This window comes from Bradyrhizobium sp. USDA 4341, from assembly GCF_054063755.1.
Genome location: NZ_JBSSGO010000002.1, coordinates 1,290,181 through 1,315,749, shown reverse-complemented (window position 1 = coordinate 1,315,749; position 25,569 = coordinate 1,290,181). Strand labels below are relative to the sequence as shown.

General features: G+C 64.9%; 24 protein-coding genes. 19 read left to right on the top strand and 5 right to left on the bottom strand.

The window, feature by feature from the left end:
- Nucleotide 1 precedes the first annotated feature (1 nt).
- The 10 genes from ACVIGB_RS12120 (at nt 2) to ACVIGB_RS12075 (ending at nt 12,523) form a co-directional block, all read left to right on the top strand.
- Nucleotides 2–1,252, top strand: a complete 1,251-nt coding sequence (locus ACVIGB_RS12120; protein WP_456722519.1) for a DUF1116 domain-containing protein — start codon at nt 2–4, stop codon at nt 1,250–1,252.
- Nucleotides 1,249–2,757: an acyl-CoA synthetase FdrA gene (fdrA, locus tag ACVIGB_RS12115; RefSeq protein ID WP_456722520.1), complete on the top strand. Its 1,509-nt coding sequence runs from the start codon at nt 1,249–1,251 to the stop codon at nt 2,755–2,757. Before ACVIGB_RS12120 ends, fdrA (ACVIGB_RS12115) begins: the two co-directional genes overlap by 4 nt.
- A gap of 4 nt (nt 2,758–2,761) precedes the next feature.
- Nucleotides 2,762–3,721 carry a carbamate kinase gene (arcC, locus tag ACVIGB_RS12110; RefSeq protein ID WP_092115048.1) on the top strand — a complete coding sequence of 320 codons (960 nt, stop codon included), beginning with the start codon at nt 2,762–2,764 and terminating at the stop codon, nt 3,719–3,721.
- 205 nt (nt 3,722–3,926) lie between these two features.
- Complete coding sequence (gene fdrA / locus ACVIGB_RS12105; protein ID WP_456722521.1) at nt 3,927–5,525, top strand: acyl-CoA synthetase FdrA; 1,599 nt, start codon at nt 3,927–3,929, stop codon at nt 5,523–5,525.
- Nucleotides 5,525–6,970: an oxamate carbamoyltransferase subunit AllG family protein gene (locus tag ACVIGB_RS12100; protein ID WP_456722522.1), complete on the top strand. Its 1,446-nt coding sequence runs from the start codon at nt 5,525–5,527 to the stop codon at nt 6,968–6,970. Before fdrA (ACVIGB_RS12105) ends, ACVIGB_RS12100 begins: the two co-directional genes overlap by 1 nt.
- Nucleotides 6,971–7,072: 102 nt before the next feature.
- Complete coding sequence (locus ACVIGB_RS12095) at nt 7,073–8,059, top strand: BMP family protein (RefSeq protein ID WP_456722523.1); 987 nt, start codon at nt 7,073–7,075, stop codon at nt 8,057–8,059.
- 2 nt (nt 8,060–8,061) lie between these two features.
- Complete coding sequence (locus ACVIGB_RS12090; protein ID WP_456722524.1) at nt 8,062–9,615, top strand: ABC transporter ATP-binding protein; 1,554 nt, start codon at nt 8,062–8,064, stop codon at nt 9,613–9,615.
- Between the two features lie 13 nt (nt 9,616–9,628).
- Complete coding sequence (locus tag ACVIGB_RS12085) at nt 9,629–10,717, top strand: ABC transporter permease (protein WP_456722525.1); 1,089 nt, start codon at nt 9,629–9,631, stop codon at nt 10,715–10,717.
- Nucleotides 10,714–11,637, top strand: coding sequence for an ABC transporter permease (locus tag ACVIGB_RS12080; RefSeq protein ID WP_456722526.1), 924 nt, complete (start codon nt 10,714–10,716; stop codon nt 11,635–11,637). Before ACVIGB_RS12085 ends, ACVIGB_RS12080 begins: the two co-directional genes overlap by 4 nt.
- A 58-nt stretch (nt 11,638–11,695) precedes the next feature.
- Entirely contained in the window at nt 11,696–12,523 is an 828-nt protein-coding gene (locus tag ACVIGB_RS12075; protein ID WP_456722527.1) for a cysteine hydrolase family protein, read from the top strand.
- 74 nt (nt 12,524–12,597) lie between these two features.
- Here ACVIGB_RS12075 and plsY read toward each other — a convergent pair whose 3' ends face one another.
- A complete protein-coding gene (plsY, locus tag ACVIGB_RS12070; RefSeq protein ID WP_456722528.1) occupies nt 12,598–13,284 on the bottom strand; it encodes a glycerol-3-phosphate 1-O-acyltransferase PlsY in 687 nt (228 codons plus the stop codon).
- Between the two features lie 198 nt (nt 13,285–13,482).
- On the opposite strand from plsY, the gene ACVIGB_RS12065 reads away from it, so the two are divergent.
- The 3 genes from ACVIGB_RS12065 (at nt 13,483) to ACVIGB_RS12055 (ending at nt 14,834) form a co-directional block, all read left to right on the top strand.
- Nucleotides 13,483–13,998 carry an N-acetyltransferase family protein gene (locus tag ACVIGB_RS12065; RefSeq protein ID WP_456722529.1) on the top strand — a complete coding sequence of 172 codons (516 nt, stop codon included), beginning with the start codon at nt 13,483–13,485 and terminating at the stop codon, nt 13,996–13,998.
- Nucleotides 13,999–14,105: 107 nt separating this feature from the next.
- Entirely contained in the window at nt 14,106–14,561 is a 456-nt protein-coding gene (locus tag ACVIGB_RS12060) for a cupin domain-containing protein (protein ID WP_092115041.1), read from the top strand.
- A 90-nt stretch (nt 14,562–14,651) separates the two neighbouring features.
- Nucleotides 14,652–14,834, top strand: a complete 183-nt coding sequence (locus ACVIGB_RS12055; protein WP_456722530.1) for a hypothetical protein — start codon at nt 14,652–14,654, stop codon at nt 14,832–14,834.
- A gap of 16 nt (nt 14,835–14,850) precedes the next feature.
- Here ACVIGB_RS12055 and ACVIGB_RS12050 read toward each other — a convergent pair whose 3' ends face one another.
- The gene (locus ACVIGB_RS12050) at nt 14,851–15,786 is read right to left on the bottom strand and encodes a sugar kinase (RefSeq protein ID WP_456722531.1); all 936 of its coding nucleotides are present in this window, start codon (nt 15,784–15,786) and stop codon (nt 14,851–14,853) included.
- Nucleotides 15,770–16,813 carry an SPFH domain-containing protein gene (locus tag ACVIGB_RS12045; protein ID WP_456722532.1) on the bottom strand — a complete coding sequence of 348 codons (1,044 nt, stop codon included), beginning with the start codon at nt 16,811–16,813 and terminating at the stop codon, nt 15,770–15,772. Before ACVIGB_RS12045 ends, ACVIGB_RS12050 begins: the two co-directional genes overlap by 17 nt.
- 182 nt (nt 16,814–16,995) lie before the next feature.
- Here ACVIGB_RS12045 and ACVIGB_RS12040 point away from each other — a divergent pair, with 182 nt between their 5' ends.
- Nucleotides 16,996–17,703, top strand: coding sequence for an NUDIX hydrolase (locus tag ACVIGB_RS12040; RefSeq protein ID WP_456722533.1), 708 nt, complete (start codon nt 16,996–16,998; stop codon nt 17,701–17,703).
- A 3-nt stretch (nt 17,704–17,706) separates the two neighbouring features.
- Here the strand turns inward: ACVIGB_RS12040 and ACVIGB_RS12035 are convergent, their stop codons facing one another.
- Nucleotides 17,707–18,738, bottom strand: a complete 1,032-nt coding sequence (locus ACVIGB_RS12035) for a phosphotransferase (protein WP_456722534.1) — start codon at nt 18,736–18,738, stop codon at nt 17,707–17,709.
- 112 nt (nt 18,739–18,850) lie between these two features.
- Between ACVIGB_RS12035 and ACVIGB_RS12030 the strand changes: the two genes are divergently transcribed.
- The 4 genes from ACVIGB_RS12030 to ACVIGB_RS12015 all read left to right on the top strand — a co-directional run bounded on the left by ACVIGB_RS12030 (nt 18,851) and on the right by ACVIGB_RS12015 (nt 22,498).
- Complete coding sequence (locus ACVIGB_RS12030; RefSeq protein ID WP_456749142.1) at nt 18,851–19,354, top strand: copper chaperone PCu(A)C; 504 nt, start codon at nt 18,851–18,853, stop codon at nt 19,352–19,354.
- Between the two features lie 134 nt (nt 19,355–19,488).
- A complete protein-coding gene (locus tag ACVIGB_RS12025; RefSeq protein ID WP_456722535.1) occupies nt 19,489–21,261 on the top strand; it encodes a PQQ-dependent dehydrogenase, methanol/ethanol family in 1,773 nt (590 codons plus the stop codon).
- Nucleotides 21,262–21,389: 128 nt separating this feature from the next.
- Entirely contained in the window at nt 21,390–21,875 is a 486-nt protein-coding gene (locus tag ACVIGB_RS12020; RefSeq protein ID WP_456749373.1) for a c-type cytochrome, read from the top strand.
- Nucleotides 21,872–22,498: a hypothetical protein gene (locus ACVIGB_RS12015; RefSeq protein WP_456722537.1), complete on the top strand. Its 627-nt coding sequence runs from the start codon at nt 21,872–21,874 to the stop codon at nt 22,496–22,498. The genes ACVIGB_RS12020 and ACVIGB_RS12015 overlap by 4 nt, the downstream gene beginning before the upstream one ends.
- 43 nt (nt 22,499–22,541) lie before the next feature.
- Here ACVIGB_RS12015 and ACVIGB_RS12010 read toward each other — a convergent pair whose 3' ends face one another.
- Nucleotides 22,542–23,480 carry an IclR family transcriptional regulator gene (locus tag ACVIGB_RS12010; protein WP_456722538.1) on the bottom strand — a complete coding sequence of 313 codons (939 nt, stop codon included), beginning with the start codon at nt 23,478–23,480 and terminating at the stop codon, nt 22,542–22,544.
- A 315-nt stretch (nt 23,481–23,795) separates the two neighbouring features.
- Between ACVIGB_RS12010 and ACVIGB_RS12005 the strand changes: the two genes are divergently transcribed.
- The gene (locus ACVIGB_RS12005) at nt 23,796–25,565 is read left to right on the top strand and encodes an acyl-CoA dehydrogenase family protein (RefSeq protein WP_456725196.1); all 1,770 of its coding nucleotides are present in this window, start codon (nt 23,796–23,798) and stop codon (nt 25,563–25,565) included.
- Nucleotides 25,566–25,569: the final 4 nt, after the last annotated feature.

The following is a 25,569-nucleotide window of genomic DNA, read 5'->3' as shown; positions in this document are numbered from 1 at the left end:
GATGAAGCTGATCGAAGACGCAAACCAGCAGGCGCTCGCCCGGATCCTCGAAGGGGAGCCGCGGCTGATCGACATCGTTCCCGCCCGCCAATTGATCCCGGGCCTGCGCGAACGAATGATCCTCCACGCCGGACCGCCGATCTCCTGGGACAGGATGTGCGGCCCGATGCGCGGCGCGGTCGCAGGCGCCATCGTGTTCGAGGGATGGGCGCAGGATCTGCCGACCGCGACCAAGCTCGCCGCCTACGGCGAGATCGAATTTCACCCGAACCACCACTTCGGCGCAGTCGGCCCGATGACCGGCATGACGACGATGTCGATGCCGCTGTTCGTGGTCGAGAACGCGCGCTTCGCCAACCGCGCCTATTGCGCGATCAACGAGGGGCTTGGCAAGGTGATGCGCTTCGGCGGCAACGACGCCAGCGTGCTGAAGCGGCTCGCCTGGCTGCGCGACGTGTTCGGGCCGACGCTCGGCAAGGCGATCCGTGTCGCCGGCGGCATCGACCTTAAATCGATCGTCGCGCGGGGCCTGTCGATGGGCGACGAGCTGCATCAGCGCAATCTGGCCTGCTCGAGCGTCTTCCTTCGCGAAATCGCGCCCTGGATGGCGCGAACCTCGACCGACAACGCCGTTCTCGCCGAATGCCTCGCATTCATCGGGCAGAACGATCAGTTCTTCCTCAACATCGCGATGGCGATGGGCAAGGCGATCACCGATCCCGCCAACGGCATTCGGGGGGCGACCATCGTCACCACCATGTGCCGCAACGGCACCGATTTCGGGATCCGCGTCAGCGGGCTCGGCGAGCAGTGGTTCACCGCGCCGGTCGAAATGCCGGAAGGGCTGTACTTTGCCGGCTATTCCGAGAAGGACGCCAATCCGGACATGGGTGATTCCGCCATCGTCGAGACGATCGGTCTGGGCGGATTTGCGATGGCGGCGGCGCCCGCCGTCGCAGGCTTCGTCGGGGCCGGCGCGCCGTCCGAGGCCGGCAACTTCACCCGCTCGATGGGCGAGATCACGGTAGCGCAAAATCCGGAATGGACCATCGCCGCAATGGACTTCGCGGGCGTGCCGACCGGCATTGATATCCGCCTGGTCGTCGATTCCGGCGTGGTGCCCGTCATCAACACCGGCATCGCGCATCGCGAGCCCGGCATCGGCCAGGTCGGTGCCGGCGTGGTCAAGGCGCCGTTGGCGTGCTTCCAGCAGGCGATCATCGCGATCGCCAAGGATTTGGGTGTGTCATGAACGTCGTTGTCCTGAACGAGGTCCGCAAGGGATTCTATCTCGACTCGGTCGCGCTGATGCGGCTGTCGCGCGAGGTGGCCGGCTCGCCCGGCGTGATCGAGGCGGCGTTGATGATGGGAACTCCGTCGAACGCTGCGATCATGCGCAATGCAGGGCTGCTGGAGGAGGGCACTGCCGTGAAGGGCAACGACCTCGTGATCGCGGTCAAGGCCGCCTCCGAGTCCGCTGCCCGCGAAGCCCTCGACAATGCGATCAAGTCGCTCGACAAGCCGAAGACCCAGGGCGAGGCGCAGGCTGCCTGGCGGCCGCACTCGATTGCCGCCGCTGTGAAGGTCAGGCCGGAGATCAACCTTGCGCTGATCTCCGTTCCCGGCGAGTTCGCCGCTGCCGAGGCCCGCAAGGCGCTCAATCGCGGCCTGCATGTCCTGATGTTCAGCGACAACGTGTCCCTCGAGGACGAATTGTCGCTCAAGCAGCAGGCGCGGGCGGCCGGCCTCCTGATGATGGGGCCGGATTGCGGAACGGCCGTGATCGGCGGCGCGCCGCTGGCGTTCGCCAACAAGATCAGGCGCGGCAGGATCGGCATCATCGGCGCATCGGGGACCGGAACGCAGGAGGTCTCGTGCCTGATCTCGGAAGCCGGTGCGGGAATCTCCCACGCCATCGGGGTCGGCGGGCGCGATCTGAAGAAGGATATCGGCGGCATCACCACGCTGATGGCGATCGATGCCTTCGAGTCCGATCCGGAAACCGATCACGTGGTGCTGATCTCGAAGCCGCCGCATCCCGATGTCGCCAAATCGGTGCTTGAGCGGATCGGCAGAAGCAGGAAGTCGTACACCGTGTGTTTCATCGGTGCTTCGGAAATCGAGCTGCCGCCGAACGCCCGCTTCTCGCCGACGCTGAAGGGCGCCGCGGAGCTGGCACTGGGAGACAAGAAGATCGGCGCAGGTTTCGACGCGAACGCGGTCGCGTCGCAGCTTCCGCGCAGTGGCCGAGGCGGCATCGAGGGCTTGTTCGCCGGCGGAACGCTGTGTGCTGAAGCTCAGGTGATCCTCGCTGCCGCAGGTCGGAAGGTGGCGTCGAATGCCGCCATCCCCGGCGTGGTCAAGCTCGGCGTCGAGCCGAACGCCGGACGGGATCGGCTGATCGATCTCGGCGACGACGAATATACCCGTGGCCGGCCGCACCCGATGATCGACCCGTCAGTGCGCGACGACGCGTTGCGTGCTGCGCTGAAGAACCGCGATCTTTCGGTGGTCCTGCTCGATCTTGTGCTCGGCTATGGCGCGCATGCCGATCCCGCCGAGCATCTGACCAGCATCGTCGCCGATCGCGGGCAAGATGCGCCGGCATTGATCGCGTCCGTCGTCGGCACGGAGCAGGATCCGCAAGGACGCTCCGCGCAGATCAAGAAACTGGAGCAGGCCGGAATCCTCGTTGCGCCGTCGAACGCGCAGGCGTGTGAGCTTGCGGTTGCCGTCGTCCAGAATGCCGGGAGGTAAGGAAATGCGTACACTCAATGACGTGCCGCGTCGCCTGGTGGTCGCGATCGGTGGCAATGCGGTTCACCCCGAGGATATCAGGGGCACTTCCCAGGAGCAGAAATCCGTCGCGCGGATCACTGCGGAAGCGCTGCTGCCGCTTGCGCAACTCGACAATGAGCTGGTCATCACGCACGGCAACGGCCCGGTCGTCGGCAAGATCATGATGCGCCAGATGCTGACGATGAGCCGAATCCCGCCGATGGACATGGACATCTGCGTCGCGCACAGCCAGGGCGGCATCGGCTATCTCTTGATGCAGGCGATCGAGAATGCCCTGCGCGAGCAAGGCAACCAGCGACATGTGGCAAGCCTGCTGACCCAGGTAGAGGTGGACAAGGACGATCCCGCGTTCAAGAATCCGACGAAGTTCGTCGGACCGTTCTTCTCCGAGGACGAGGCGAAGAAGATCAGCGCCGAGCTCAATTGGGCGATGCGTGAGGATTCAGGGCGCGGCTGGCGTCATGTCGTGCCGTCGCCGAAGCCCAAGCATGTCTGCGACATCTCGCTGGTCGATGCATTGGTCAAGCGGGGAACGATCGTCATTGCGGGGGGCGGCGGCGGCGTTCCCGTGGTTCGTGATGCAAAGGGCGTGCGCACCGGCGTGCCGGCAGTCATCGACAAGGATCTGACATCCGCTCATATCGCCAATGTGCTGGGCATCGAGGAGTTGCTGATCCTGACCGCGGTCCCGCGCGTTGCGGTGAATTTCGGCAAGCCGAACAAGAAGGAACTGGACCAGGTCAGCCTCGAGGAGATCAAGGCCTACCACCGCGAAGGACATTTTCCTCCGGGAAGCATGGGACCAAAGGTCGATGCGGCAATCCGGTTTCTCGAGGGAGGCGGCAAGCGCGCGATCATCAGTCACCTCGATTGCGCCATGGCTGCGCTGCGGGGCGAGACGGGGACGCACGTCGTTCAGTAACCACCGGGATTGGCGCATCGGCGGGACATTCGCCCGCGCCAATCTGCATTCGAGCGTCGAGCAAGATGGCCCGCGCTCATCGAGTTGAAGCAGTTGGGGCGCATCGGCGCCTCATTCTGATCAGGCGATCGAGCTGGCCGCTGGCTCAAGCTCACACATACAAGACAAACAAGCAGCCTGCGGGATTCAAGGGAACGACAAGGCGATGGCCATTCAATCCAGCATAAAGGCGAACCTGTACAAGGATTCCGTGTCGTTGATGCGGATCTCGCAGGTCACGGTCGCTCGGACCGGCGTGCAGCGAGTCACGCTGCTGATGGGAACGCGCAGCAACAAGGAGTTCCTGCAGCAGGCCGGGCTGATGAGTCCGGCGCTCGAGAGCGCCAAGCCAGGCGATATCATGATCGTTGTGGCGGACGATGCGCCCGAAAAGCTCGCAGCCGCCGAGCGGGAGATTCACTCCCTGATCGCCGGTGAAGAGCCGAAGGGCGGATCGACTGAAGCCGCGGCGGAAGCGCCGCCGCGCTCGATTTCCGGCGGCGTCGCGATTGCCGATCATGCCGACCTCGCATTGATCTCGGTGCCCGGCCCCTATGCCGCCGCGGAAGCCCTGAAGGCCCTGCGCCAGGGCCTGAACGTGCTGCTGTTCAGCGACAATGTGCCGATCGAACAGGAGCAGGCCATCAAGCGCGTTGCGGCGCAGAAGGGCCTGCTGGTGATGGGACCGGATTGCGGCACGGCCATCATCAATGGCGTGCCGCTTGGATTTGCCAACGTTGTTCGGCGCGGCGCGATCGGGCTCGTTGGCGCGTCGGGAACGGGTTTGCAGGAGGTGATGTGCCAGATCCATCGTCATGGCCAGGGCATCTCGCAGGCCATCGGCACCGGCAGCCACGACGTTTCGAGCGAGGTCGGCGGCATCACGATGTTGCAGGGCCTGGAGCTGCTCGCCGCCGACGCGCAGACCAAAGTTGTCGCCATCGTCTCCAAGCCTCCCGCGCCCGATGTCCAGAAGCGGGTAATCGAGCGGGCCAGCGCGATTGGAAAGCCGGTCGTGATCTGCTTCCTCGGCGCCGAGCCGGCTGCATCCGCCGGCAATGTTCACCGCACATCGTCGCTCGAGGAGACGGCGCGGCAGGCCGTCGCGCTTGCGGCACCCAGCCAGCCCGAGCGTAATGAAGGAGCGATCGAGCAGTTGGCAGCGAGGGTCTGTGCGTCGCTGGCACCCTCGCAGCGCTACCTGCGCGGTCTCTACTCCGGCGGAACGTTCTGCTCGGAAGCCCAGTCCATTTGGCGGGCGGCGGGTATTCGTGCCCGGTCGAACGCGCCGCTTGCCGGCGCAGACCGCTTGGCCGACTTGGAAGAGAGCCACGGGCACACGGCGATCGATCTCGGCAGTGACGAATTCACGGTGGGGCGTCCGCATCCGATGATCGATTATGGCGTGCGGATCGAATGTCTGCTGAAGGAAGCGGACGATCCGACCGTTGCCTGCATCGTTCTGGACGTCGTGCTCGGCTACGGCAGCCACCCCAATCCGGCGGAGGTCCTGGCTCCGGCGATCCGCCGGGCGAAGGCAGCCGCGCGAGCGCAAGGGCGGGAGCTTCCCGTGGTCTGCTTCGTCTGCGGCACGGATTCAGACCCGCAGCCCTACCAGACCCAGAAGGCCATGTTGGCGGACGCCGGCGCGGAGATTGTCGGCAGCAGCACGGGCGCAGCCCGCTCCGCGCAAGCCATCGCGAGCCGCATGGCCGCCGGCGACAACGCCACGGGGCGTCGCGTGATGCAAGGTGGAGAACGATGATGAACGCAGCCCCTTCCGCGCTCCAGCACAAGACTTCCGTCATCAGCCTCGGCGCCTCCGGCCTCGATCGCGGTGTCGAGAGCAGCGGAGCCCCGCTGGTGCGTCTGCAGTGGCGGCCCGTCGGCGACGGAAGTCCCGAGGTCGCCTGGAGTCTCGCGCAGCTGGTTGGCGATGCCGGCGATTCCGACTGCCTCGGATCGCGGATTGATCGCGCCAATGCGGAAGTGCTCGAGCGCATCCTGACCGCACAGCCGGTATGGGTCGACGTCGCCGCGCACGCATCCGAGGTCTGGCCGGACATGGGCCGGACGCTGCTCCATGCCGGTCCGCCGATCGCCTGGAACGATATGTGCGGCCCGATGAAGGGGGCGGTCGTCGGCGCAGTTTTGTACGAAAAATGGGCGGCGACCCAGGCGGAAGCCGAACAACTCGTCGCGGCAGGCGGCATCCGCTTCGCACCGTGCCATGAATTCGGCGCGGTCGGGCCGATGACCGGGATCATCTCACCCTCGATGCCGCTCTTCGTGGTGCTGAACCAGACCACCGGCAATCGCGCCTATGCGCCGATGATGGAATCCGGCGGCGCCAAGACGCTGCGTTTCGGCGCCTTCGCGCCCGAGGTGATCGAAGGCCTCAAGCTCATCGAGAATGTATTGGCGCCATGTCTGAAGGCCGCGGTCGCCGGCATCGACGGTGGTTTGCCGTTGAAGCCGCTGATGTCGCAATCGCTGCACATGGGCGACGACGTCCACAACCGCAACACGGCGGCGACCCTGCTGCTGTATCGCGCCGTCACGGAATCGCTGCTCAAGTCCTCGATCTCGCGCGATCTGGTTCACCAAACGCTGCGGACGATCGGGGCGGACGACATGTTCTTCCTCAGCCTGTCGATGGCGGCGTGCAAGGCGACCATGGATGCCGCGCACGGCGTGCCGTTCAGCAGCATCGTCACGGCAATGGCGCGCAACGGCGTGAATGTCGGCATCCGGGTCAGCGGCCTGAACGGGCAATGGTTTGTCGGTCCGGCCGACATCCCCGTCGGCCTATTCCTGCCGGGCTTCAGCGAGGCCGATGCCAATCCCGATATCGGCGACAGCGCGATCACCGAGACTGCGGGACTCGGCGCGTTCGCGATGGCGGCGGCTCCGGCGATGGTGCAGTTCGTCGGCGGCACGCCGCAGGACGCGCTGCGCTATTCGCGCGAGATGGCACACGTCACGATCGGCCGCAATCCCGGCTTCACTCTGCCGATGCTCGACTTCATCGGAGCTCCGGTCGGCATCGACATCCGCAAGGTCGTGGACGAAAGCATGCGGCCGGTCATCAACACCGCAACGGCGCACAAGGAGCCGGGTATGGGGATCATCGGCGCCGGCGTCGTGCAGGCTCCGATGAAATGCTTCGTCGACGCCGTCGGCGCGCTGGCGACGATGGCCGGGAGATGACGTTGCTTCGAGTCTGAGAACGACGGCAGCGGTCGCGCTGCCGATTGAAAAAATGCCGCAACAAAGATTGCGCCAACACCGGGAACGAACAGGAGGAAACAGATGAACGGTACCCGTCGTGCATTTCTGCAAACAGGCCTGCTCTCGGCAGCCTGGATCAGTTCATCAGGCCGACTCGCCTTCGCCGACGATGCGAAGCCGCTTCGCATCGGCATTCTCATTCCCGGGTCGCGGGCCGACCATGGCTGGATGGAGTCGGCCTATAACGGCATGAAGGCGGCCGAGCAACGCCACGGCAACAAGGTCGTGATCACGTCGATCGAGAACGTCAAGTTCGCCGACATGGAGCAGGCGCTCGTCACGCTCGCGAGCAAGAACGACATGGTGATCGGCGCCGCGGGGCAGACCCAGGCATCGGTGCTCAAGGTCGCCAAGCGCTTCCCGAAGGTGAAGTTCTCCATCGTCGGCCCGACCGGACAACCGACCGAAAACGTCGCGCAATACGACGTGCTGCAGGCCCAGATCGGCTTCATTGCCGGCGCGGTCGCCGCGATGATGTCGAAGAACGGCGCGGTGAGCTACGTCGGCGGGCTTGAAATCCCGGCCATCGTCAACACCGGAACGGAATTCGCTAACGGCGCCAAGCACGTCAAGCCGGACACCAAATGCTTCGTGACCTACACCGGCGACTTCGACGACGTCGCCAAGGCGAAAGAAGCGACCCTTGCCGCGATCGCGCAGGGGGCTGACGTCCACTACAACATCCTCAATCTCGGCGTGCGCGGAATGGAGCAGGCGGCGCGCGAGAAGGGCACCAGGATGATCGGGAGCTATACCAACTACTGCTCCGACAACAATCCGCTCTACATCGCCTACACGGTCAGCGGCATCGGCTTCATGGTCGAATATGCCATCGACCAGGCCGTCGCCGGAACATGGCACCCGGAGTACAAGCAGTTCGGCCTCGCGATGGGGCCACGTTCGGCCGACATCGAGATCTGCGCCGGCGCAACGCCTGAGATCCAGGCCAAGATCAAGGAGCTCAAGGACGACCTGCTGTCGAACAAGATCAAAGTCAAGGTGGGTTGACCGTGGCTCTTCTCGAACTGTCTGGCTTGACCAAGCGCTTCGGGGCTTTCACCGCGCTCGACGACATATCGCTGCTGATCGAGCGCGGCGAGGTGCACTGCCTGCTCGGCGAGAACGGCGCCGGCAAATCGACATTGTGCAACCTGGTGTTCGGGGTGCACCGGCCGGATGCCGGCACGATGACGTTGGGCGGGGAGCCGTTCGATCCGCGCGGCCCGGCGGAGGCGCTGCAGCGCGGCGTCGTGATGGTGCATCAGCATTTCAGCCTGGTGCCCAACATGAGCGTGGCCGAGAACCTGATGCTCGGCCGCGCCAGCGCGGTGCTGAAGCCGCAGGACATCATCGTGCGGATGGAGCAGCTCGCAGCGGAATACGGGCTCGAAATCGACCCCGAGGCGCGGATCGACGAGCTTTCGGTCGGCGAACGGCAGCGGGTCGAGATCATTAAATGCCTGCTCGGCGATCCACAGCTGCTGGTGCTCGACGAACCGACGGCCGTGCTGCAGCCGGACGAAATCGACGCGCTGCTGGCGATCTGCCGCCAGGTGGCGCTGCGCGGCAAGTCCGTGATCCTGGTGACGCACAAGCTGGGCGAAATCAGCCGCGTAGCCGATCGCACGACGGTGCTGCGGCAGGGCCGGATCATCGAGACCGTCGCGATGGACGGCGCCGACATCCGATCGCTGGTGCGCTCGATGGTCGGCCGCGACGTTCAGTCGGCAGGTTCGGTGCTCGCTGCGGCAGTCGACATCGAAGGCAAGACGCCGGCGAAACCCTCAGACGCGGCCGGTCCGGTGTCGCCGGGCGAGGCGGTGCTGCAGATCTCGGACCTCGTGTATCGCGACCCGCATGGTGTGCCGCGGCTCGATGGCCTGAGCCTCACGGTCGGCACCGGCGAGATCGTCGGGATCGCGGGCGTCGAGGGCAACGGCCAGACCGAGCTCGGACTGATCCTGGCCGGGCTCGCCTCGCCAAGCGCCGGCGCGATCGTGGTCGGCGGGACGCCGGTGGCCGGTTGCACGCCGCAGGAGATCACGGATGCGGGTGTCGGCATCGTTCCCGAGGATCGGCATGCGGTGGCCTGCATCAGGGAATTGTCGGTTGCCGAGAACCTGTTTCTCGGCGCCATCGGAAAATTCAGCCGCTTCGGCCTGCTCGACAAGTCGGCGCGCCGCAAGGCGGCGGAGGCGATGATGCGCGACTTCGACGTGCGCGCGAGCAGCCCGGACGTTTCGATGGCGAGCCTCTCCGGCGGCAATCAGCAGAAGGCGGTGCTTGCACGCGAGCTGTCGCTCGATCCGCTGGTGTTCCTGCTCGCCGCGCAGCCGACGCGAGGCCTCGACGTCGGTGCGATCGAGGCCGTCTACAATCGCATCCGTGCCGCGCGTGATGACGGGCTCGGGGTGCTTTTGATCTCCAGCGAGCTCGAGGAGCTGATGGCGGTGTCGGATCGGATCGCGGTGATCTACCGCGGAAAGCTGGTTGGCGAGCTCGCGGCCGGGTCGTTCAGCCGCGAGGCGATCGGAGCGATGATGTCGGGGCACGCGCATGTCTAGGTTGGCCATGGTCATGAAAAATCCGAAGCTTGCGCGGGTCGCGCAGGGCGCGCGGCTCGAACTCGTGCCGCTGCAGGTTCTGGTTCCGGTGGTAGCGACCCTTATCGCGCTCGGGATCGGCCTGCTCATCATCGCCGCCACCGGTGCATCCGTCCTCGAGGCGATCGAAGCCTTCTGGGACGGCATGGCGGGAAGCGATTTCAACATCGGTGCGTCGATCAATCGCGCCATCAGCCTCGCGCTGGTCGGTCTCGGCTTCATTTTCGCCAGCCGTGCCAACCTGACCAATGTGGGAGGTGAGGGGCAGATCGCGATGGGCGGGATGTTTGCGACGGCAGCGGCCCTGCATGGCGCCGGCGACCTGCCGTTGGGACTGGCGTTCATCGTGCCGCTCGCCGTGGGAACCATCGCCGGAGCCGTTTGGGGCGGCCTGGCCGGCTTCCTCAAGGCGGCGCGCGGCACCAACGAGGTCATCAGCACATTGCTGTTGAGCTTCATTGCGCTGCCGCTCGTGTACTGGTCGGTCGAATCCTTTCACCTGCTGCGCAAGCCGATCAGCGATGTGTCGTCGCTGCCGGAATCGGCGGAGATTCCTGACACGACCAAGCTGCCGTTGCTGTTCCCGGACAATGGATCTCCGCTCCATATCGGTCTGCTGATTGCGGCGATCGCCGTCGTCGTGGTGTGGCTGGTGCTCAAGCACAGCACGCTCGGCCTGCGACTGCGCGCCGTCGGCCTGAATGCCACGGCCTCCCGCCGTGCCGGCATGCGAACGAGCTTCTACGTGATCCTGGCCATGACGGTCTCCGGCGGCCTGGGCGGTCTCGGTGGCGCGATCATGATCCTCGGCCAGCAGTTCTATCTGACGAGTGATTTCTCGTCCGGCTACGGATTTGACGGGCTGGTGGTCGGCCTGCTGTCGCGCGGCTCGGCCGTCGGCGTGGTGATCGGTGCGTTGCTGTTCGGCTTCCTGCGATCGGGATCCATCAACATGGAAATCTCGGCGCACGTCCCGTCCGCGGTCGTCCTGATCTGCCAGGGCCTGATCGTCATTGTCATTGCAGGCTCCGCAATCCTCACCAACCGAAAGGCGACCCGATGATTGACGAACAAATGGCCGTGTTCATCGGTTCCGGACTTCGTCTTGCTGTTCCGATCATCTTCGCCGCAACCGGCGAGATGCTGAGCGAGCGCGCCGGCGTGCTCAATCTCAGCCTCGATGGCATGATGCTGATGTCGGCCTTCACGGCGGCGCTGGCGTCGTGGGCGACCGGCTCGCCGCTTCTCGGCGTGGCGGCCGGCGTCTTGGTCGCGATGGCGGTTGCCGCGGTCCAGGCCGTGCTGAGCGTGACATTGCGTGCCAATCAGCTGGTGGTGGGGATCGGATTCAACATCCTGGCGCTGGGAACAACCACGTTTCTCTACCGTGAGATTTTCGGGCCGTTGTCCCGCGATCCGATTCCCGGCTTCGCGCAGCTCAATCTGCCGTGGCTTGCCAGTATCCCGGTGATCGGGCCGGCATTGGCGAACCAGACCGGCCTTGCCTATGTCAGCATCCTGATGGTCGTCGTGACGTGGTTGATCCTGAAGTACACGTCGTTCGGGCTGGCGGTGCGGGCGGTCGGCGAGGATCCGCGCGCCGCGGACAAGGCCGGCATCAGCGTCGCCAGGACGCGCTATCTTGGCGTGCTCTACGCCGGCATCCTGGCGGGCCTCGGCGGCGCATTCATGTCGGTTGCGGACAGCAATACATTCACCGAGAACATGACCAAGGGCGCGGGCTATCTTGCGATTACGGCCGTGATCTTCGGCGGCTGGAATCCCTGGTACACGCTGGCGGCGTGCCTGCTGTTCGGCTTCGCGACCGCGCTGCAATTCCTGATGCCGGCGCTGCAGCTCGATGTGCCGGTCGCGCTGCTGTTGCTGTTGCCATATTTGCTGGCGCTGGTCGCTATCGCGGGCTTCGTCGGCAAGAGCCGACAGCCCTCGGCCCTGACCATTCCGTTCGAACGCGGCGGCTGATCGCAACAGACTTCAAGAAAACATAGCCAAGAAAACATAGGCAAGGGAGGACAATCCGATGACGAGTTCCACGCTAGCCAAGGCCGCGGAATCCGCCGCGACCGACGCCGCCAATCCCCTTGGGTCTGCTCCCGGCTACAAATGGCTGGTCGACGACAACAACGTCAACATGGCGATGGCGCCGCCGCCGCCCAAGGCGGTCACGATCGACGCGCAGCCTCAAACCGTGACGGTCGATCTGCACCGCACCGTCCTCATCGTCGTCGACATGCAGAACGACTTCTGCGCGAAGGGGGGATGGGTCGACCATCTCGGCCTCGACCACACGCCGGATCGGGCGCCGATCGAGCCGCTGCAGAAGCTTCTCCCGGTGTTGCGGAAGGCCGGCGTGCACGTCATCTGGCTGAACTGGGGCAATCGGCCCGATCTGAAGAACATGGCGCCCAACCAGCTCCATCTTTACAAGCCGAAGGGCGTCGGCATCGGCCTTGGCGAGCCGTTGCCGGGCAGTGGCGCGCGCGTGCTGCAGAAGGACAGCTGGGCCGCGGCCGTGGTCGATGAATTGAAGCAGGAGCCCGAGGACATTCACGTCGACAAATACCGGATCAGCGGCTTCTGGGACACGCCGCTGGATAGCATTCTGCGCAATCTCGGAACCAAGACGATCCTGTTTGCCGGCGTCAACACCGATCAATGCGTGCTGCATTCGCTCACCGACGCGAATTTCCTGGGCTACGGTTGCCTCCTGGTCGAGGACTGCTGCGCAACGACCTCGCCGGGCTACTGCGTTGAAGCAACCCTGTTCAACGTCAAGAAATGCTTCGGCTTTGTGACGCATTCGTCAAACGTCATCGAGGCCATCTCAGGAGCACATCCGACGGCGTGACGGACTTGGGCCCGGCGCGACACCACCTGTGGCGGGCCGCCGCTTGCGACGTCGGCCGCCTCCGAGTGCACACACTAGCCTTGTGACGCCGCTTGCGATTCTCGTTCACCTGAGCCCAGGCGCGGCTCGGTCCCGGCCAGCAGCCGCTGGATGTTCGCGCGATGGCGCGCGATCACGTAAAGGCCGCCTGCGATAACCAGCAGCCGATAGGGCAATGGCTGCTCCAGGGCGCAGACCAGCGCGATCGCAGTGAGCGCCGCCAACATTGAGCTCAGGGAAACGATCCGGGAAATTGCCAGCACAACGCCAAAGGCCGCAGCGGCTCCGAAACCGACTGGCCAGGACAGCGCCAGCAACACGCCGAGCCCCGTCGCTGCGGATTTGCCACCGGTAAAATTCAACCAGATCGAACGGCTGTGGCCCAGCAATACCGCAAGTCCGGCCAGGCAGACCGCCCAAGGCAGCAAGGTTTGCAGATCAGGCGCCGTCGGTGGCGTGACGGACGGCAATGTTCCGAGCCAGGGATAAAACCAGCGGGCAAATGCAATCGCCCCCGCGCCCTTCAACACATCGACCAGCAGGACCACCAACGCGGGCCACTTGCCCAAGGTACGCAAGACGTTCGTGGCCCCGGTGGACCTGGAGCCGTGCTCCCGGATGTCGATGCCCTTGAGCAGTTTCCCGGCGAGATAGCCCGCGGGTATTGAACCGAGAAGGTAAGCTGTCGCCAATCCAGCCGCACTCGCAATCCAAAAAACCATAGGCCTCTCCTCGATGCGCCAGTGTCAGGCAAGCGTCATCCGGAGTCTACCGCCATGCGACGGCCGATATCGTGGATACGAGGGGGCGATCCCCTTGCCGGCTCCAATCCCCTTTGGAATAGGCTGGCCTTGCGATAGATACCGCGATCGACATGCCGATCGAGCGGCGATGCTGCTGCGACGGAGACAGGACACGGAATGACGACGCAATCAATCGAGATTCGCCGCCTCTTGCCTGCGGACGCTGCGCTTTATCGCGACATCCGTCTCGAGGCGCTGCGCTTGAGTCCCGACGCGTTCGGCAGTGCGTATGAGACGGAGAGCGTGCATCCGGTCGAATGGTTCGCGGAGAGGCTCGCGCACGGCGCGGTGATACTTGGGGCGTTTCGGGATGATGAACTCGCCGGCATCGTTGGCTTCATCGCGGCGGAAGGGCCGAAACGGCAACACAAGGGCATGCTGGTCGGGATGTATGTGCGGCAGCTGGCGCGGAGGGTCGGTGTCGGCCGGCTCCTGGTCGATGCCGCGCTCGAGCTCGCCGCGCAATCGGTCGAGCTGGTGCAGCTCGTCGTGGTGAAAGGCAACGAGCCTGCCTGCCGGCTTTACCAGCGCGCGGGCTTTGTCGAGTACGGGTTGGAGAAGCATGCCCTGAAGATCGACGGCCGCTACTACGATGACATCCTGATGGCAAAGGACTTGGTCGGCAGCGCCTGACGTCGCGCAAGGTGGAGTGTCACAATTCCGGCGGCTCGTTGCGGTAGCCGCACATCCACGCTTAGGGCCACGCATTCGTTTGCTGTCATCGCCCCGGGGACGCTGCCATGCCGAAGATCGATCTGACAAAAGTGCCGGAACGCAAGGGGTCCGGCTATCCGGCCGAATTCACCGCACCGTGCGCGGAACGAATCCGGCAGCGTCTCGGCGACGCCGGCGGGCTCGCTGATTTCGGCGTCAATCTGATGCGGCTGCCGCCGGGCAACTGGTCGAGCCAGCGCCATTGGCATTCGGACGAGGATGAGTTCGTCTATGTGCTTGCGGGCGAGGTGGTGCTGATCGAGGACGGCGGCGAGACAGTGCTGCGCGCCGGCGATTGCGCGGCGTTCCCGAAGAACTCCGGCAACGGGCACCACATGATCAACCGGTCGCAGATGACGGCGACCTATCTCGAGGTCGGCTCGCGCTCGCGCGCCGACGTCATCACCTGCTCCGACATCGACATGATGAGCCCGAGCTCCGACGGCCGCTTCCTGCACAAGGACGGCCGGCCGTACGAATAGGCCCTGAACCGCAGGCCAGCGAAAAATCCGGCGTTGCGGATTGGCCGGCGAAGGACCAATCTTCCGGCGAGGGAGCTTTGGTCGCGTGCCATGACGGAATGGTATTTCATCTGGATTGATGGCCCGCGCGGCCCCGAGCCGCAGAAATGGTCGTCGGACGCGCTGTGGGGGCAGGTGGCCCGTCAGGACGTCATTGTTCGCTTTCCCTTGAGCGATCGCGAAGCCGGGTTGTCGCTCGACCAGCTGGCGCGGCTGCATCCCGTACCGCAGTGAGCTGCGCGCGACAGGCTCACACGATGAGCCGTCCTTCGCGCTCCGCGACCGTGATCTGGGCTTCCGTCCCCGAATTGAAATCAAGCCGGTCGGCCTCGATGCCGTCGCTGAAGATGACGCCGTTCTCCGGCATCAGCGAGCGGACGCTGAGGCGCTCGGTGCGTTCGAGGCTGCCGCAGACCAGCGTGACCTGCGAGGTGCGGCTTGGAAACGGCTCCCGCACCGCAAAGCGCAACGCGCCGGCGTCCCATGCCTGCGGGAGATAGGGCGGGCTGCCGGCGCCGCCGCCGAAGCTGCCTGCGATCGCGAGCGAACCGGTGACGATGCTCTTGAACCAGGCGGTCGAGCCGAGACCGGTCGCGACGATCAGACCGCTCGAGGACTGACGCTCCTTCTGATCGGCGAGGGCGATTTCGTAGACGGCTGATGTATGCGTGCGCGCGCCGATGAAGAGGTCGTTGACAGCATGGAGGATCTGGCCGTTGGTGAGCGCGGCCTTGGCCATCGTCACTGCCTTGTGGCCGCGTTTGTCGCCTGCGACCTCGCGCAGCAGGGCAGGGAGGTCGCGCGGCACGAACGGCAGCAGGATGCCGTCGTAGCGCCTGGCATCCGGATTGAGTCCGATCAGCGGATGGCCGTCCAGATACTTCATCGTGTTGGCGACGACGCCGTCCTGGCCGAGCGCCACCACGATGTCGGAGGGACCGAAGATGAAGTTTGGCAGAAAGCTTCGGTCAATGATCTGGTAGCGGCCCCATTGCTCCAGCGCTTGCACGGTGACGTGGCGCTCGGCGTGGTAGACATCGTGCTCGCGCTGGTAGTCGGAGAAGTCGGCGCCGAGATGTTCGACATAGAAGCGCGCCTGTGCCGCTGTCAGGTATTTGGCGATCAGCTCCTCGAGCCGCGTCTTGCGGGTGACGAGGACGATCTTGCGGTCATTGTCGGCGGGCACGGGGAGCCTCCACGACGGGCCTGTCCAGCAGCGTGTTGAGCAGATCGGGCGAGACGTTGAGCTGGCCGATCTTCTCGGCCTTCTCGGCGATGCCGCTGAAGGCCTGTGCGATCAGCTGTCCCGGCTGCATGCCGGCTGCGGCCAGCGCCTGGATCACGCGGGTATCGACGCCCTCGAAGATCTTCATCAGCGCGCCGACCCGATAGGCCTCGGCATCCGCCAGCGTGCGGGTGTTCTCGGCGTTGAGGCCGACGAAATCCTTGCGCTTGCTCTCCAGCGTGATGTCGGCGACCATGCCGGCCTCGCGCAGCTCGGCCTGCTTGGCCGCAACGCTCGCTTCGGCATCCATCTGGGTCTCCCGGATCGAGCGCTTCTTCTGCTCGACGGCGATCTCGGTGTCGAGCTCGCTCTCGCGGATGGCGCGTTCCTGCTCCACGGCGAAGTTGCGCCGCGCGAAGATCGCCTCGTCCGCGCTCTTGAGGATCGCCTCGCGCGCCTCGGCCTCCAGCGCCTTGGCGGTGTCCGGGGTCGGCTTCACGCCGCGGATCGAGACGCCGAGAATTTCGAGGCCGAGGGCAGCGATATCGGCGCGGGCGCGCAGTCCGCTCTCGATCAGGCCGGCGATGCGGTCGGCGGCCTGCAGCGCTTCCTTCAGGGGCAGTTCCTTCACCGCCTGCTGCGCCAGCACCTCGACGGTCGCGAGAATCCGCTGCGGCAGCTGCTCCGGGTCGTCGGACTCGTAGGTCTTGCCGTCGGCCTTGAGCGTGAAGTTGAGCATCGCGGCAGCCTTCTGCGGCTCGCTGATCCGGTAGGTGACATGGCCCTGAATGGTCAGCGCCTGGAAGTCGCGCGCGATCTCCTGAAAGATGAAGGCGGCATCGCGGCTGCCGATCGGCACCGCGACCAGCGAGGTGACCGGCCCATAATAGAAGCCGGACAGGCCGGCGCCCTGCTGGGTCACCGCGCCGCGGCGGTACTTCATGAGATAGGTGGTCGGCTGGGCCTTGATGAAGCGGAGACCGAACATGGTGTGCACTCCTGAGTAAGTGTGTCTAGGCAACTAAGTTAGTTGGACTGTACAACTAAGTATGCTATTGTCAAGCGGTGCCGTGAAAAGGTTCACGCCAACAGAGCGTTTCGAGCGAAGTGGGCACCGGTTCGCGTGAAGAAACGCGTCGAGACAAGAAGCTCTAGAGAGGCGGGGAGAACATGCCCGAGAAGCCGGAACTCGACTTTCCGAGGCCGCTGACGACGGTCGACGTCGTCATTTTCGCCGTACGGTCAGACGCGCTTCAGGTCCTGCTGGTTCAACGCCCAAGAGCGGAAACCGAGCCGTTTCCAGGGTCTTGGGCCTTGCCCGGCGGCTTCGTCGATATTGCTGGCGATCGCGACCTCGAAGCCTGCGCCGCGCGCAAGCTGAAGGACAAGACCGGCGTGGTCAGTCCGTATCTGGAGCAACTCGGCAGCTGGGGCAGCGCGTCAAGAGATCCGCGCGGCTGGTCTGCGACGCATGCCTACTTCGCATTGCTGCCGGAGCATGCCGCCGGCGGCGCGCTGGCCGCGGATGCACAGTGGTTCGCGGTCGAGGGCGAGAAGGTGAGGCCGAAGCTTGCTTTCGACCATGCCGAGATCCTGCAGGCGGCGGTGCAGCGACTGCGCAGCAAGGTCGAGTACACGTCGCTGCCCGCCTATCTGATGCCGCCGGAATTCACGCTGCCGGAACTGCAGCGGACCTACGAGATCGTGCTCGATCGTCCGCTGGAGAAGAGTGCCTTCCGCACCCGCATGCTCGCCGCCGACCTGATCGAGCCGGTCGCAAAGATGCGCAAGGGGCCGAACCGGCCGGCACAGCTCTATCGGCTGAAGAAGGCCAGGGCGCCGGTGTTCTTTGCGCGCACGTTCAATCCGCCGGGTTGAACGTCATACCGATAGATCGAAGCCGGGCGTCGCGACGTCGGACAGGAACGAGGCAAGGAACATTTTTCCAAGCACGTGCCTGGCCGCGGGTGTGCGGGCCTTGAGCCGGCCGCTTCGGATGGCCGCCCTGAATTCCGTTGGCGTCGGCGCCGCAATATTGGTGTGAGGTGCCGCGCGTGGCGCCATTGCTGACGCGCTGAGCAGGACGCTGGCGTAATAAAGTCGGCTAAGGGCGCGCACGAGCCCAAGCCGGGCACGCACAGCGTCGTCCGGCGCGCGGCCGAGGCATGACCGCAGCAGGACGTCTTCGAGCTCCGCCGACCGCGCGATGCCGTCGCCGATGATGGCGATATCGACCAGCGGATCGTTACGATAGCCGGACTCCCAGTCGATCATCCAGAGCCGCTTGCCGTCGTACAGGATGTTGGCGGGAATCAGATCATTGTGGCTGGAGAGCGAATTCGCATCATTCCAGACATAGGCCGCACGGATACGCTCGAAATGTTCGCTGTATCGATCGAGCGTGCCAGGAGCAAACAAGCCGGTACGACAGACGTGGGACCAGAGCCAGCCCACGATATCCGGATAGCGTACCAGATGTGGAAAGACCGGTGTCGCGTGCAGCCGCGCCAGCAATTCGCCGAGCGCCTCTGCCAACGCAGGCAGTCCGCCAGCGTAGCTGCCCAGCGGTTGCCTCGCGACAAAGTCCATCACGGCAATGCGCGAGCCTTCGTCGGCGTAGTAGAGCCTTGGTGCAATGCCGGCTTCGGCGGCGATGCGCAGCGACGTATATTGATGCGGATTTTGCAGCGCGCTCGCTGGTCCCTCGATCCGCAATCGCTGCAGCGGACTGACCGGCCCCTCCGCTCGCAACAGATAGCGGCGGCCGCCCGCATCGATTCGGAACAGCCGCGCGCCCGTTGTGCCGCCTGAGATTGGCGTCGCAGCGTCGATCGTTGCCCTGCCGATCACCTCACGCAACGCAGCATGCGCTGCGTCACGCTCTGCCGGCTGAAGTGTATCGAGATCACTCATGCACAAAAAGTTAGCATGACGGCTATGCGTGCCGAAATCGCATTGATGTTGAGTTCCCGATCTTCAATTGCTGGTCGCGCGCGACGAAGCATGAAACAATGCCGCAAAAATCATGTCGGGAGAAAACTTGATGTCGTTCGAGCGGGGGTTGCATGGCGCCGGTGCGTGCAGGACCGTGAAGTGCAGATCATGGATCGCGTTGCCATTATTCTGCCTGATCAGCACGTTCGGAGTGATGCATCACGCCGTCGCGAACGAATCCCTGGCGATCGTGGATGCGCGTGTACCGGCGGTCGACAAAGCGGGCGGGGACCTTCCCTTGACGATGACGATCAAGAACGAGGCCGACAGCGCCGACGCGCTGCTTCGTGTCCGCTGCCCGGTCGCGAATTTTTCCGAGCGCCACATTGTCGATCGCGGCGAAGGCGCGCCCGCCATGCGCTCGATATCCAATATACCAGTCCCGGCCAAGGCGACGCTCGAACTGAAGCGCGACGGCTATCACGTCATGCTGCTGCAGTTGCGTCAGTCGCTCGCTCCCGGCGAGACCTTCAAATGCGCAATCGTTTTTCAGAAAGCAGGCACCATCGAGACGGAGGTACAGGTCCAGAAGTGACCCAAGACAGGTGACTAAGGAAGGCGGCGGGCGGCACAGCCGATCGTCGGGACTCAAGGCTTCTCGCGCGACCGCCCGTATGTGACGAGCGGTTCGATCAAATGAAGAATGCTAGATCCGGAGGAAATGAACTCATGACAAGGTTGAATTGGGTTAAATCGCACATGCTCGCGGCGGCAGTAGCATCCGCCGCGACCTTCGCGGGCTCTTTCGCGCTCGCCGACGATGTCAACCAGGATCGCCTGCTCAATGCTGACAAGGAAGCAGGCAACTGGCTGCACCACCACAAGAACTATTCGGCGACCCGCTTCTCGTCGCTGGCGGATATCAACAAGGACAACGTCAAGAACCTGAAGGTCGCCTGGACCATGCATCTCGGCGGCGTCGAGGGCGGCGGAATCTGGGGGCACGGCGGCCTGGAGGGAACTCCGATCGTCGAGAACGGATTCATGTACGTCACCGACGGCTGGGGCTCGGTCTACAAGATCGACGCGCACGGCGGCCAAGGCGTGCTGCTCTGGAAGATGGATCCCAAGACCGACCACGACTGGGCCGGCGCGGTCGCCTGCTGCGGCGTCGACAACCGCGGCGTCGCGCTGTGGGACAACCTCGTGATCTCGCACACGCTCGACGGCCGCCTGATCGCGACCAACAAGGAGACCGGGCAGGTCGCCTGGCAGCGTCAGGTCGCCGATCCCGACAAGGGTGAGGTGATCACCGGCGCGCCGTTGATCGTCAAGGGCATGGCGATCACGGGCGTCGCTGGCGCCGAATACGGCATTCGCGGCTGGGTCGCCGCGACCGACCTGAAGAGCCAGAAGGAAGTCTGGCGCACCCACACCATCCCGGGCAAGGACGAGCCCGGTTCCGAGACCTGGAAGGACGACAAGAACGCCAAGGCGAGCGGTGGCGGATCGACCTGGGTCACCGGCAGCTACGACCCGTCGACCAACACCATCGTCTGGGGCGTCGGCAATCCCGGACCGGACTGGGACAACGAATACCGGCCCGGTGACAACCTCTACACCGACTCGTCGCTTGGTCTCGATGCCGACACCGGCAAGATCAAGTGGCACTACCAGCACACGCCGAACGATCCCTACGACTATGACAGCGTGGCGGAGAACGTGCTGGTCGACGTCCCCGGTCCGAACAACACGACGCTGAAGCTCGCGCTCGAGGCCGATCGCAACGGCTTTGCCTATGCGGTCGATCGCAACACCGGCAAGTTCATCTGGGGTCTGCCCTTCGTCAAGAAGGTGACCTGGACCAAGGGTCTCGATCCCGAGTCCGGCAAGCCGGTGGAGTATGATCCGAAGCAGGGCGTGCAGAAGTACAATGCGTCGGTGACGCCGAGCCGCACCAACAAGGAGACGGATATCTGCCCCGGCAACATGGGCGGCAAGAACTGGCCGCCGACCGCCTACAATCCGAACCTGAAGCTCTGGTACATTCCCGTCATCGAGAGCTGCAACCACATCAAGGTCGAGGAGATGACGCCGGACAAGGTCAAGGCGCGCGAGTTCTTCACCGGCGGCGGACCGAGCCAGCCGGTCAAGATCACCGGCAGCGTGACCGCGATCGACGTCACCACCGGCAAGGTGGCAGGGAAGGCGGAGACGCAATTCCCCAACCTCGGCGGCATCCTGGCGACGCCCGACCTCGTGTTCTCCGGACAGCCGTCCGGCGAGGTGATCGCCTACGACGCGAAATCGCTGCAGCAGCTCTGGCAGTTCAACACCGGCGGTGGCGTCAATGCGCCTCCGATGACGTTCTCGGTGGACGGCAAGCAGTATGTCGCGATTCTGGTCGGCCTCGGCGGTGCCTGGGACAAGTGGTTCATCGATGCCACGCCTGAGCTGAAGCGGATGCAGCCGGGCTCGATGCTCTACGTGTTTGCGCTCTGATATCGCAAGCGCGGGAGGCTTCACGTCGAAGCCTCCCGCGTCGATCTGGCCGAGAGAAGAAACAAAACAAAATGAAGCAAACATGGCTGGTTGGCGCGTGGCTAGGCTGCGCGCTGGTGATGGGATCTATGGGTATGGCGCACGCGCAGTCCGCGAGCGATCCGACCGATGCGGGCAAGGCGGTGTTCAAGCGCGGCAATTGCGTCGGCTGTCACAAATGGCACGGCAATGGCGGCGGCGGTTATGGCGGCGATGCGCTGTCGCTGCGCAAGACCGAGCTGACCCGCGAGCAGATCATCGAGACGGTGACGTGCGGGCGGCCGGGCACCGGCATGCCGTTCTTCGTGCGCGGCTCCTATGACACCGCGAAATGCTACGAGATGACCCGGCAGGATGTCGCCGACCGCATGCCGCCCGAGGCGAATGTGTTCCTGCGGCCGAACGAGATCGAGGCCGTCGCCGATTACGTCCTGGCCCACGTCAAGGGCAAGGGTGAGCCGAGCTACGACGAATGCATCGCCTTCTTCGGCGACGGCTCGCGCGTCTGCAATATCTACAAGGAGGCCGGCCACGCCGCCGCGCCGTCCGACCAGAGCGAGAAGGCAAAGCCATGAGCAAGCAGAGATCGGCAATCCGCGCGTTGGTCTTCGCCGCGTCAGTCACCGCCGCCGTTCCGGCGATGGCGACCGCGGGTGACCTGCGCGACATCAATGTCGGCATGGCGATCAGCAGCGTTCCCGACGCGGGATATATCAACCTGACCTGCGTCGGAGAGCAGACCCACCGGCTGGCGGAATGGGCGCAGTGGGCGGCTTGCCCGGCCGGGCCGGACCAGCTGCGCGGCATCCGCTTCGAGTATGACCGCGAGACCGCGCGGGAAGGCACCATGGTCGGCGGCCATCCGGCGATCCTGACCGTGATGATCGACAAGGACGCCAGGATCGCGGCGCTGACGATCGAGACCGATCCGAAGGCGCGGCTCTATCTGCGCAAGAAGGCGTTCCTGCTCGGCCTGCAGGCGAAGTCACGCTACGGCGAGGACGGCTGGAGCTGCTCGGAGGCGAAGCCGGGCGCCGACAAGCAGGAGGTCGGTGGCGTATTCGTCGACGAGACGTGCAGCAAGACCGCCGATGGCCGGACCGTCCAGATCGAGCGTCACCTCTACCGTGAGCCGAACAAGGAGCTCAAGGACATGACCGACGAGACCCGGATCACGATCCGCCGCGCGGGGTCTTAGGAACATCGATTGGGCGCGTTTGCGCCGCGTAGCCCGCCCGATCTCAGGTCTCGATCGGCGCTGCGTCGAGGTCGATCTGCGGCAGCAGGCCGGGCGACTGCCGTTCGACCAGCTCGCGCATCTTTCCGATGATCGCCTTGCCTTCCGCTGAGACGATCGAGCTCGGGCCGGCGACGGTGATGACAAGCGGGGGCGTCTGGTCGGCCTCGGTCAGTCGCATTGCAATCGCGCTCAGGCCGGGTGTTCCCATGTCGCGCGTATAGGCGAAGCCCTGGCGGCGGATTGTCGCCAGCGCATGCTGGATATCGCCGAAGCGGACCGCAGATGACGGCGCTTCCTCGGCGTTGATCCGCTGCACGATCCGCCGCGCATCCTCGTCGTTCATCAGGCTGAGAAACACCCGGCCCGGCGTCGAGTGGGTCAGGAGCCGGCGCGCGCCGGGCTCGAGATAATAGCGCACCGGTGTCGTGCCCTGCAGCACGCGGATATACTGGCTGTAGAGCTGGTTGCGCGCCACCACGAAGGTGGTCAGCCGCGTCGCCTCATGCAGCTCGCGCGTGATCGCATCGAGCGTGACGCCCGGCAGCCTTTCGCTCGTGAGCCAGCCGCCGAGCAGGGCGATGCGGACCGTCGGCCGGTAGGTGCGCGCCTGCCGGTCGTGGTCGAGATAGCCGAGCTCGACGAGGCTCTTCAGCAGCGCCGACGTGCTCGACGGCGGATAGTTCAACCGGCGCGCGATCTCGGTCATGGCCGCGGGCCGCTCGATCTCGGCAAAATACTCGAAGATGCGGAGCACGCGATGCGCCGACTTGACGATTGACGGATCGGGGCTGCCGTCGGCGGCGCGAAACAACTCGTCATGCCTGTTAGCCTCGATCACCATCGCCGCGGGATCGTCGGGTTGCGTGCGCACGCGGTCGGCGACGATGCGCCTGCGGCCCCGCCGGGACGGGGGCTGGGTATCGGAGCGAACTCCCTTCATCTCTGGCCGCGCATGTCCTCGAACTCAGCGCAAGCTTGCTGCGCTGCAACATTCATTGTCGCCCTCTGCTGTCGAATGTGCAGCGAAACCAGTGAAGGTCAAGCGTCCGCGGTGCAGCATGACCGGACGTACGATCCGCGCGCGGCCGGCATTTCTTCCACATATCTGAAATTATTCTCGCAAGCTGCTCCGCCGATGGACTTCGCCGCGATCGTTCCCGATGTTGCAGGCGAAGTGTGAACACCGAGCGATGACATCCCGCGCACCGGCACGGCTGCTGCGACGTCATCCCGAACAAGGAGAGCCTCGATGCAGATGAGCGCGCGCGACCTTCGCAGCTCCAACGATGCCGCCGATCCGGCCCGCCACATCTCCCATGATTGCGCAGGCCTCAATTTCTATGATCTCGATCGCGGACTTCACGGCCTTCTGGGGCTCTATCTGGCGCGCGAGGATCGCGAGCGGCTGGAACCGCATTTCCGCCGCCTCGGCGAACTGGCAGGAGGCAGGCTCGACCGGCTGGCGCGGATTGCCGACAAGCATGCGCCGGTGCTCAATCCGAGGGACGCCTACGGCCGCGACGAGGATTGGATCGACTATCACCCGGCATACCGGGAGATGGAGGCGATCGCGTTCGGCGATTTTCAGTTTCACGCCATGAGCCATCGCGCCGGCGTGTTCGGCATGGACCGGCCGCTGCCGGCCGTAGCCAAGTATGTGTTTCAGTATCTGTTCGTGCAGTCCGAGTTCGGGCTGATGTGCCCGATCAGTGTCACCGACACGTCGACGCACCTGATCCGCAAGTTCGGCTCGGACGAGCTCAAGGCCTATCTGCTGCCGAAGATGCTGTCGGACGACATGGCGACGCTGTGGAAGGGCACCCAGTTCATGACCGAGCGCGCCGGCGGCTCCGACGTCGGCGCCGTCGAGACCGTTGCGCGGCGGGATGGCGACGTCTGGCGTCTGACCGGCGACAAATGGTTCTGCTCGCACGCCGATGCCGACGTCGCGCTGATGCTGGCGCGGCCGGAAGGGGCGCCCGATGGCACCAGGGGGCTCGCACTATTCGCGCTGCCGCGCCGCCTCAAGGACGGCCGGCGCAACAGCTACCGGATCGTCCGTCTCAAGGACAAGCTCGGCACCAAATCGATGGCATCAGGCGAGATCCGGCTCGACAACGCGGTTGCCTATCTGGTCGGCGATCCGGCGCAGGGCCTCAAGCAGATGATGGAGCAGGTCAACCTCTCGCGCCTGTCGCACGGCGTGCGCGCCGCCGCGATGATGCGGCGTTGCGTGAACGAGGCTGTCGCCAGCGCCTCGTCGCGCCTGGCGTTTGGCCAGCGCGTTATGGATTTCCCGCTGCTGCGCCGTCAGCTGATGAAGCTGATCGTGCCGACCGAGCAGGCGCTGTCGATGATGCTGGTGGCCGCGCGCGCGATGGACGATGCCAATGCCGGTTCGGCGCAGGCGAGGGACCTGCTGCGCATCCTGACGCCGCTGTTGAAGTACCGCGCCTGCCGCGACAACATTCCGGTCGCTACCGGCGCAATGGAGGTGCGCGGCGGCAACGGCTATATCGAGGAATGGGTGCAGCCGCGGCTGGTGCGCGACGCCCATGTCGGCGTGCTCTGGGAAGGCACCAGCAACATCAACGCGCTCGACATCATTTCGCGCGCCGTCGGCAAGAGCGGCGCGCACCGGGCGCTTGCCGGTGTCCTGCAGTCGCGCCTCGAGGAGGCGAAGGCGTTGCCCGAGCCGTTCCGCAAGCGCCTCCGTACCGCGCTCGATCGTTCGATCGGCTTTGCCGAGCGGGTGGCGGTCGATCCCGGTTCGGAGCATGCGGCGCGGCTTGCCGCCAGCGCGCTCTACCATGCGGCATCGGCCATCACGCTCGCATGGGAAGGATCCCAGCCGGAGGTCGATGCAAGGCGGCTGTTGCTGTCGCGCTTCGTGCTCGAGCATCGTCTGACCGCGAAGGACCCGCTGGCTCCGGGCGACGACGCTTGGGAGCGCGAGGCCATCGATCTGATGCTGAGCGATGCGCCGGTCACATTCGATCAAGCGGTCAGGTCCCTGACAGCCTGACCAC

Bases quoted from the DNA above. Each gene is read 5' to 3' on its own strand.
- ACVIGB_RS12010 (WP_456722538.1), bottom strand. From the start codon at position 23,480: ATGAAGGGAGTTCGCTCCGATACCCAGCCCCCGTCCCGGCGGGGCCGC.
- ACVIGB_RS12045 (WP_456722532.1), bottom strand. From the start codon at position 16,813: ATGTTCGGTCTCCGCTTCATCAAGGCCCAGCCGACCACCTATCTCATG.
- ACVIGB_RS12040 (WP_456722533.1), top strand. From the start codon at position 16,996: ATGCCCGAGAAGCCGGAACTCGACTTTCCGAGGCCGCTGACGACGGTC.
- ACVIGB_RS12055 (WP_456722530.1), top strand. From the start codon at position 14,652: ATGACGGAATGGTATTTCATCTGGATTGATGGCCCGCGCGGCCCCGAG.
- ACVIGB_RS12075 (WP_456722527.1), top strand. From the start codon at position 11,696: ATGACGAGTTCCACGCTAGCCAAGGCCGCGGAATCCGCCGCGACCGAC.
- ACVIGB_RS12020 (WP_456749373.1), top strand. From the start codon at position 21,390: ATGGGTATGGCGCACGCGCAGTCCGCGAGCGATCCGACCGATGCGGGC.
- ACVIGB_RS12025 (WP_456722535.1), top strand. From the start codon at position 19,489: ATGACAAGGTTGAATTGGGTTAAATCGCACATGCTCGCGGCGGCAGTA.
- ACVIGB_RS12080 (WP_456722526.1), top strand. From the start codon at position 10,714: ATGATTGACGAACAAATGGCCGTGTTCATCGGTTCCGGACTTCGTCTT.
- plsY (WP_456722528.1), bottom strand. From the start codon at position 13,284: ATGGTTTTTTGGATTGCGAGTGCGGCTGGATTGGCGACAGCTTACCTT.
- fdrA (WP_456722520.1), top strand. From the start codon at position 1,249: ATGAACGTCGTTGTCCTGAACGAGGTCCGCAAGGGATTCTATCTCGAC.
- ACVIGB_RS12015 (WP_456722537.1), top strand. From the start codon at position 21,872: ATGAGCAAGCAGAGATCGGCAATCCGCGCGTTGGTCTTCGCCGCGTCA.
- arcC (WP_092115048.1), top strand. From the start codon at position 2,762: ATGCGTACACTCAATGACGTGCCGCGTCGCCTGGTGGTCGCGATCGGT.
- fdrA (WP_456722521.1), top strand. From the start codon at position 3,927: ATGGCCATTCAATCCAGCATAAAGGCGAACCTGTACAAGGATTCCGTG.
- ACVIGB_RS12065 (WP_456722529.1), top strand. From the start codon at position 13,483: ATGACGACGCAATCAATCGAGATTCGCCGCCTCTTGCCTGCGGACGCT.
- ACVIGB_RS12030 (WP_456749142.1), top strand. From the start codon at position 18,851: ATGTCGGGAGAAAACTTGATGTCGTTCGAGCGGGGGTTGCATGGCGCC.
- ACVIGB_RS12035 (WP_456722534.1), bottom strand. From the start codon at position 18,738: ATGAGTGATCTCGATACACTTCAGCCGGCAGAGCGTGACGCAGCGCAT.
- ACVIGB_RS12060 (WP_092115041.1), top strand. From the start codon at position 14,106: ATGCCGAAGATCGATCTGACAAAAGTGCCGGAACGCAAGGGGTCCGGC.
- ACVIGB_RS12095 (WP_456722523.1), top strand. From the start codon at position 7,073: ATGAACGGTACCCGTCGTGCATTTCTGCAAACAGGCCTGCTCTCGGCA.
- ACVIGB_RS12120 (WP_456722519.1), top strand. From the start codon at position 2: ATGAAGCTGATCGAAGACGCAAACCAGCAGGCGCTCGCCCGGATCCTC.
- ACVIGB_RS12085 (WP_456722525.1), top strand. From the start codon at position 9,629: ATGAAAAATCCGAAGCTTGCGCGGGTCGCGCAGGGCGCGCGGCTCGAA.
- ACVIGB_RS12100 (WP_456722522.1), top strand. From the start codon at position 5,525: ATGAACGCAGCCCCTTCCGCGCTCCAGCACAAGACTTCCGTCATCAGC.
- ACVIGB_RS12005 (WP_456725196.1), top strand. From the start codon at position 23,796: ATGAGCGCGCGCGACCTTCGCAGCTCCAACGATGCCGCCGATCCGGCC.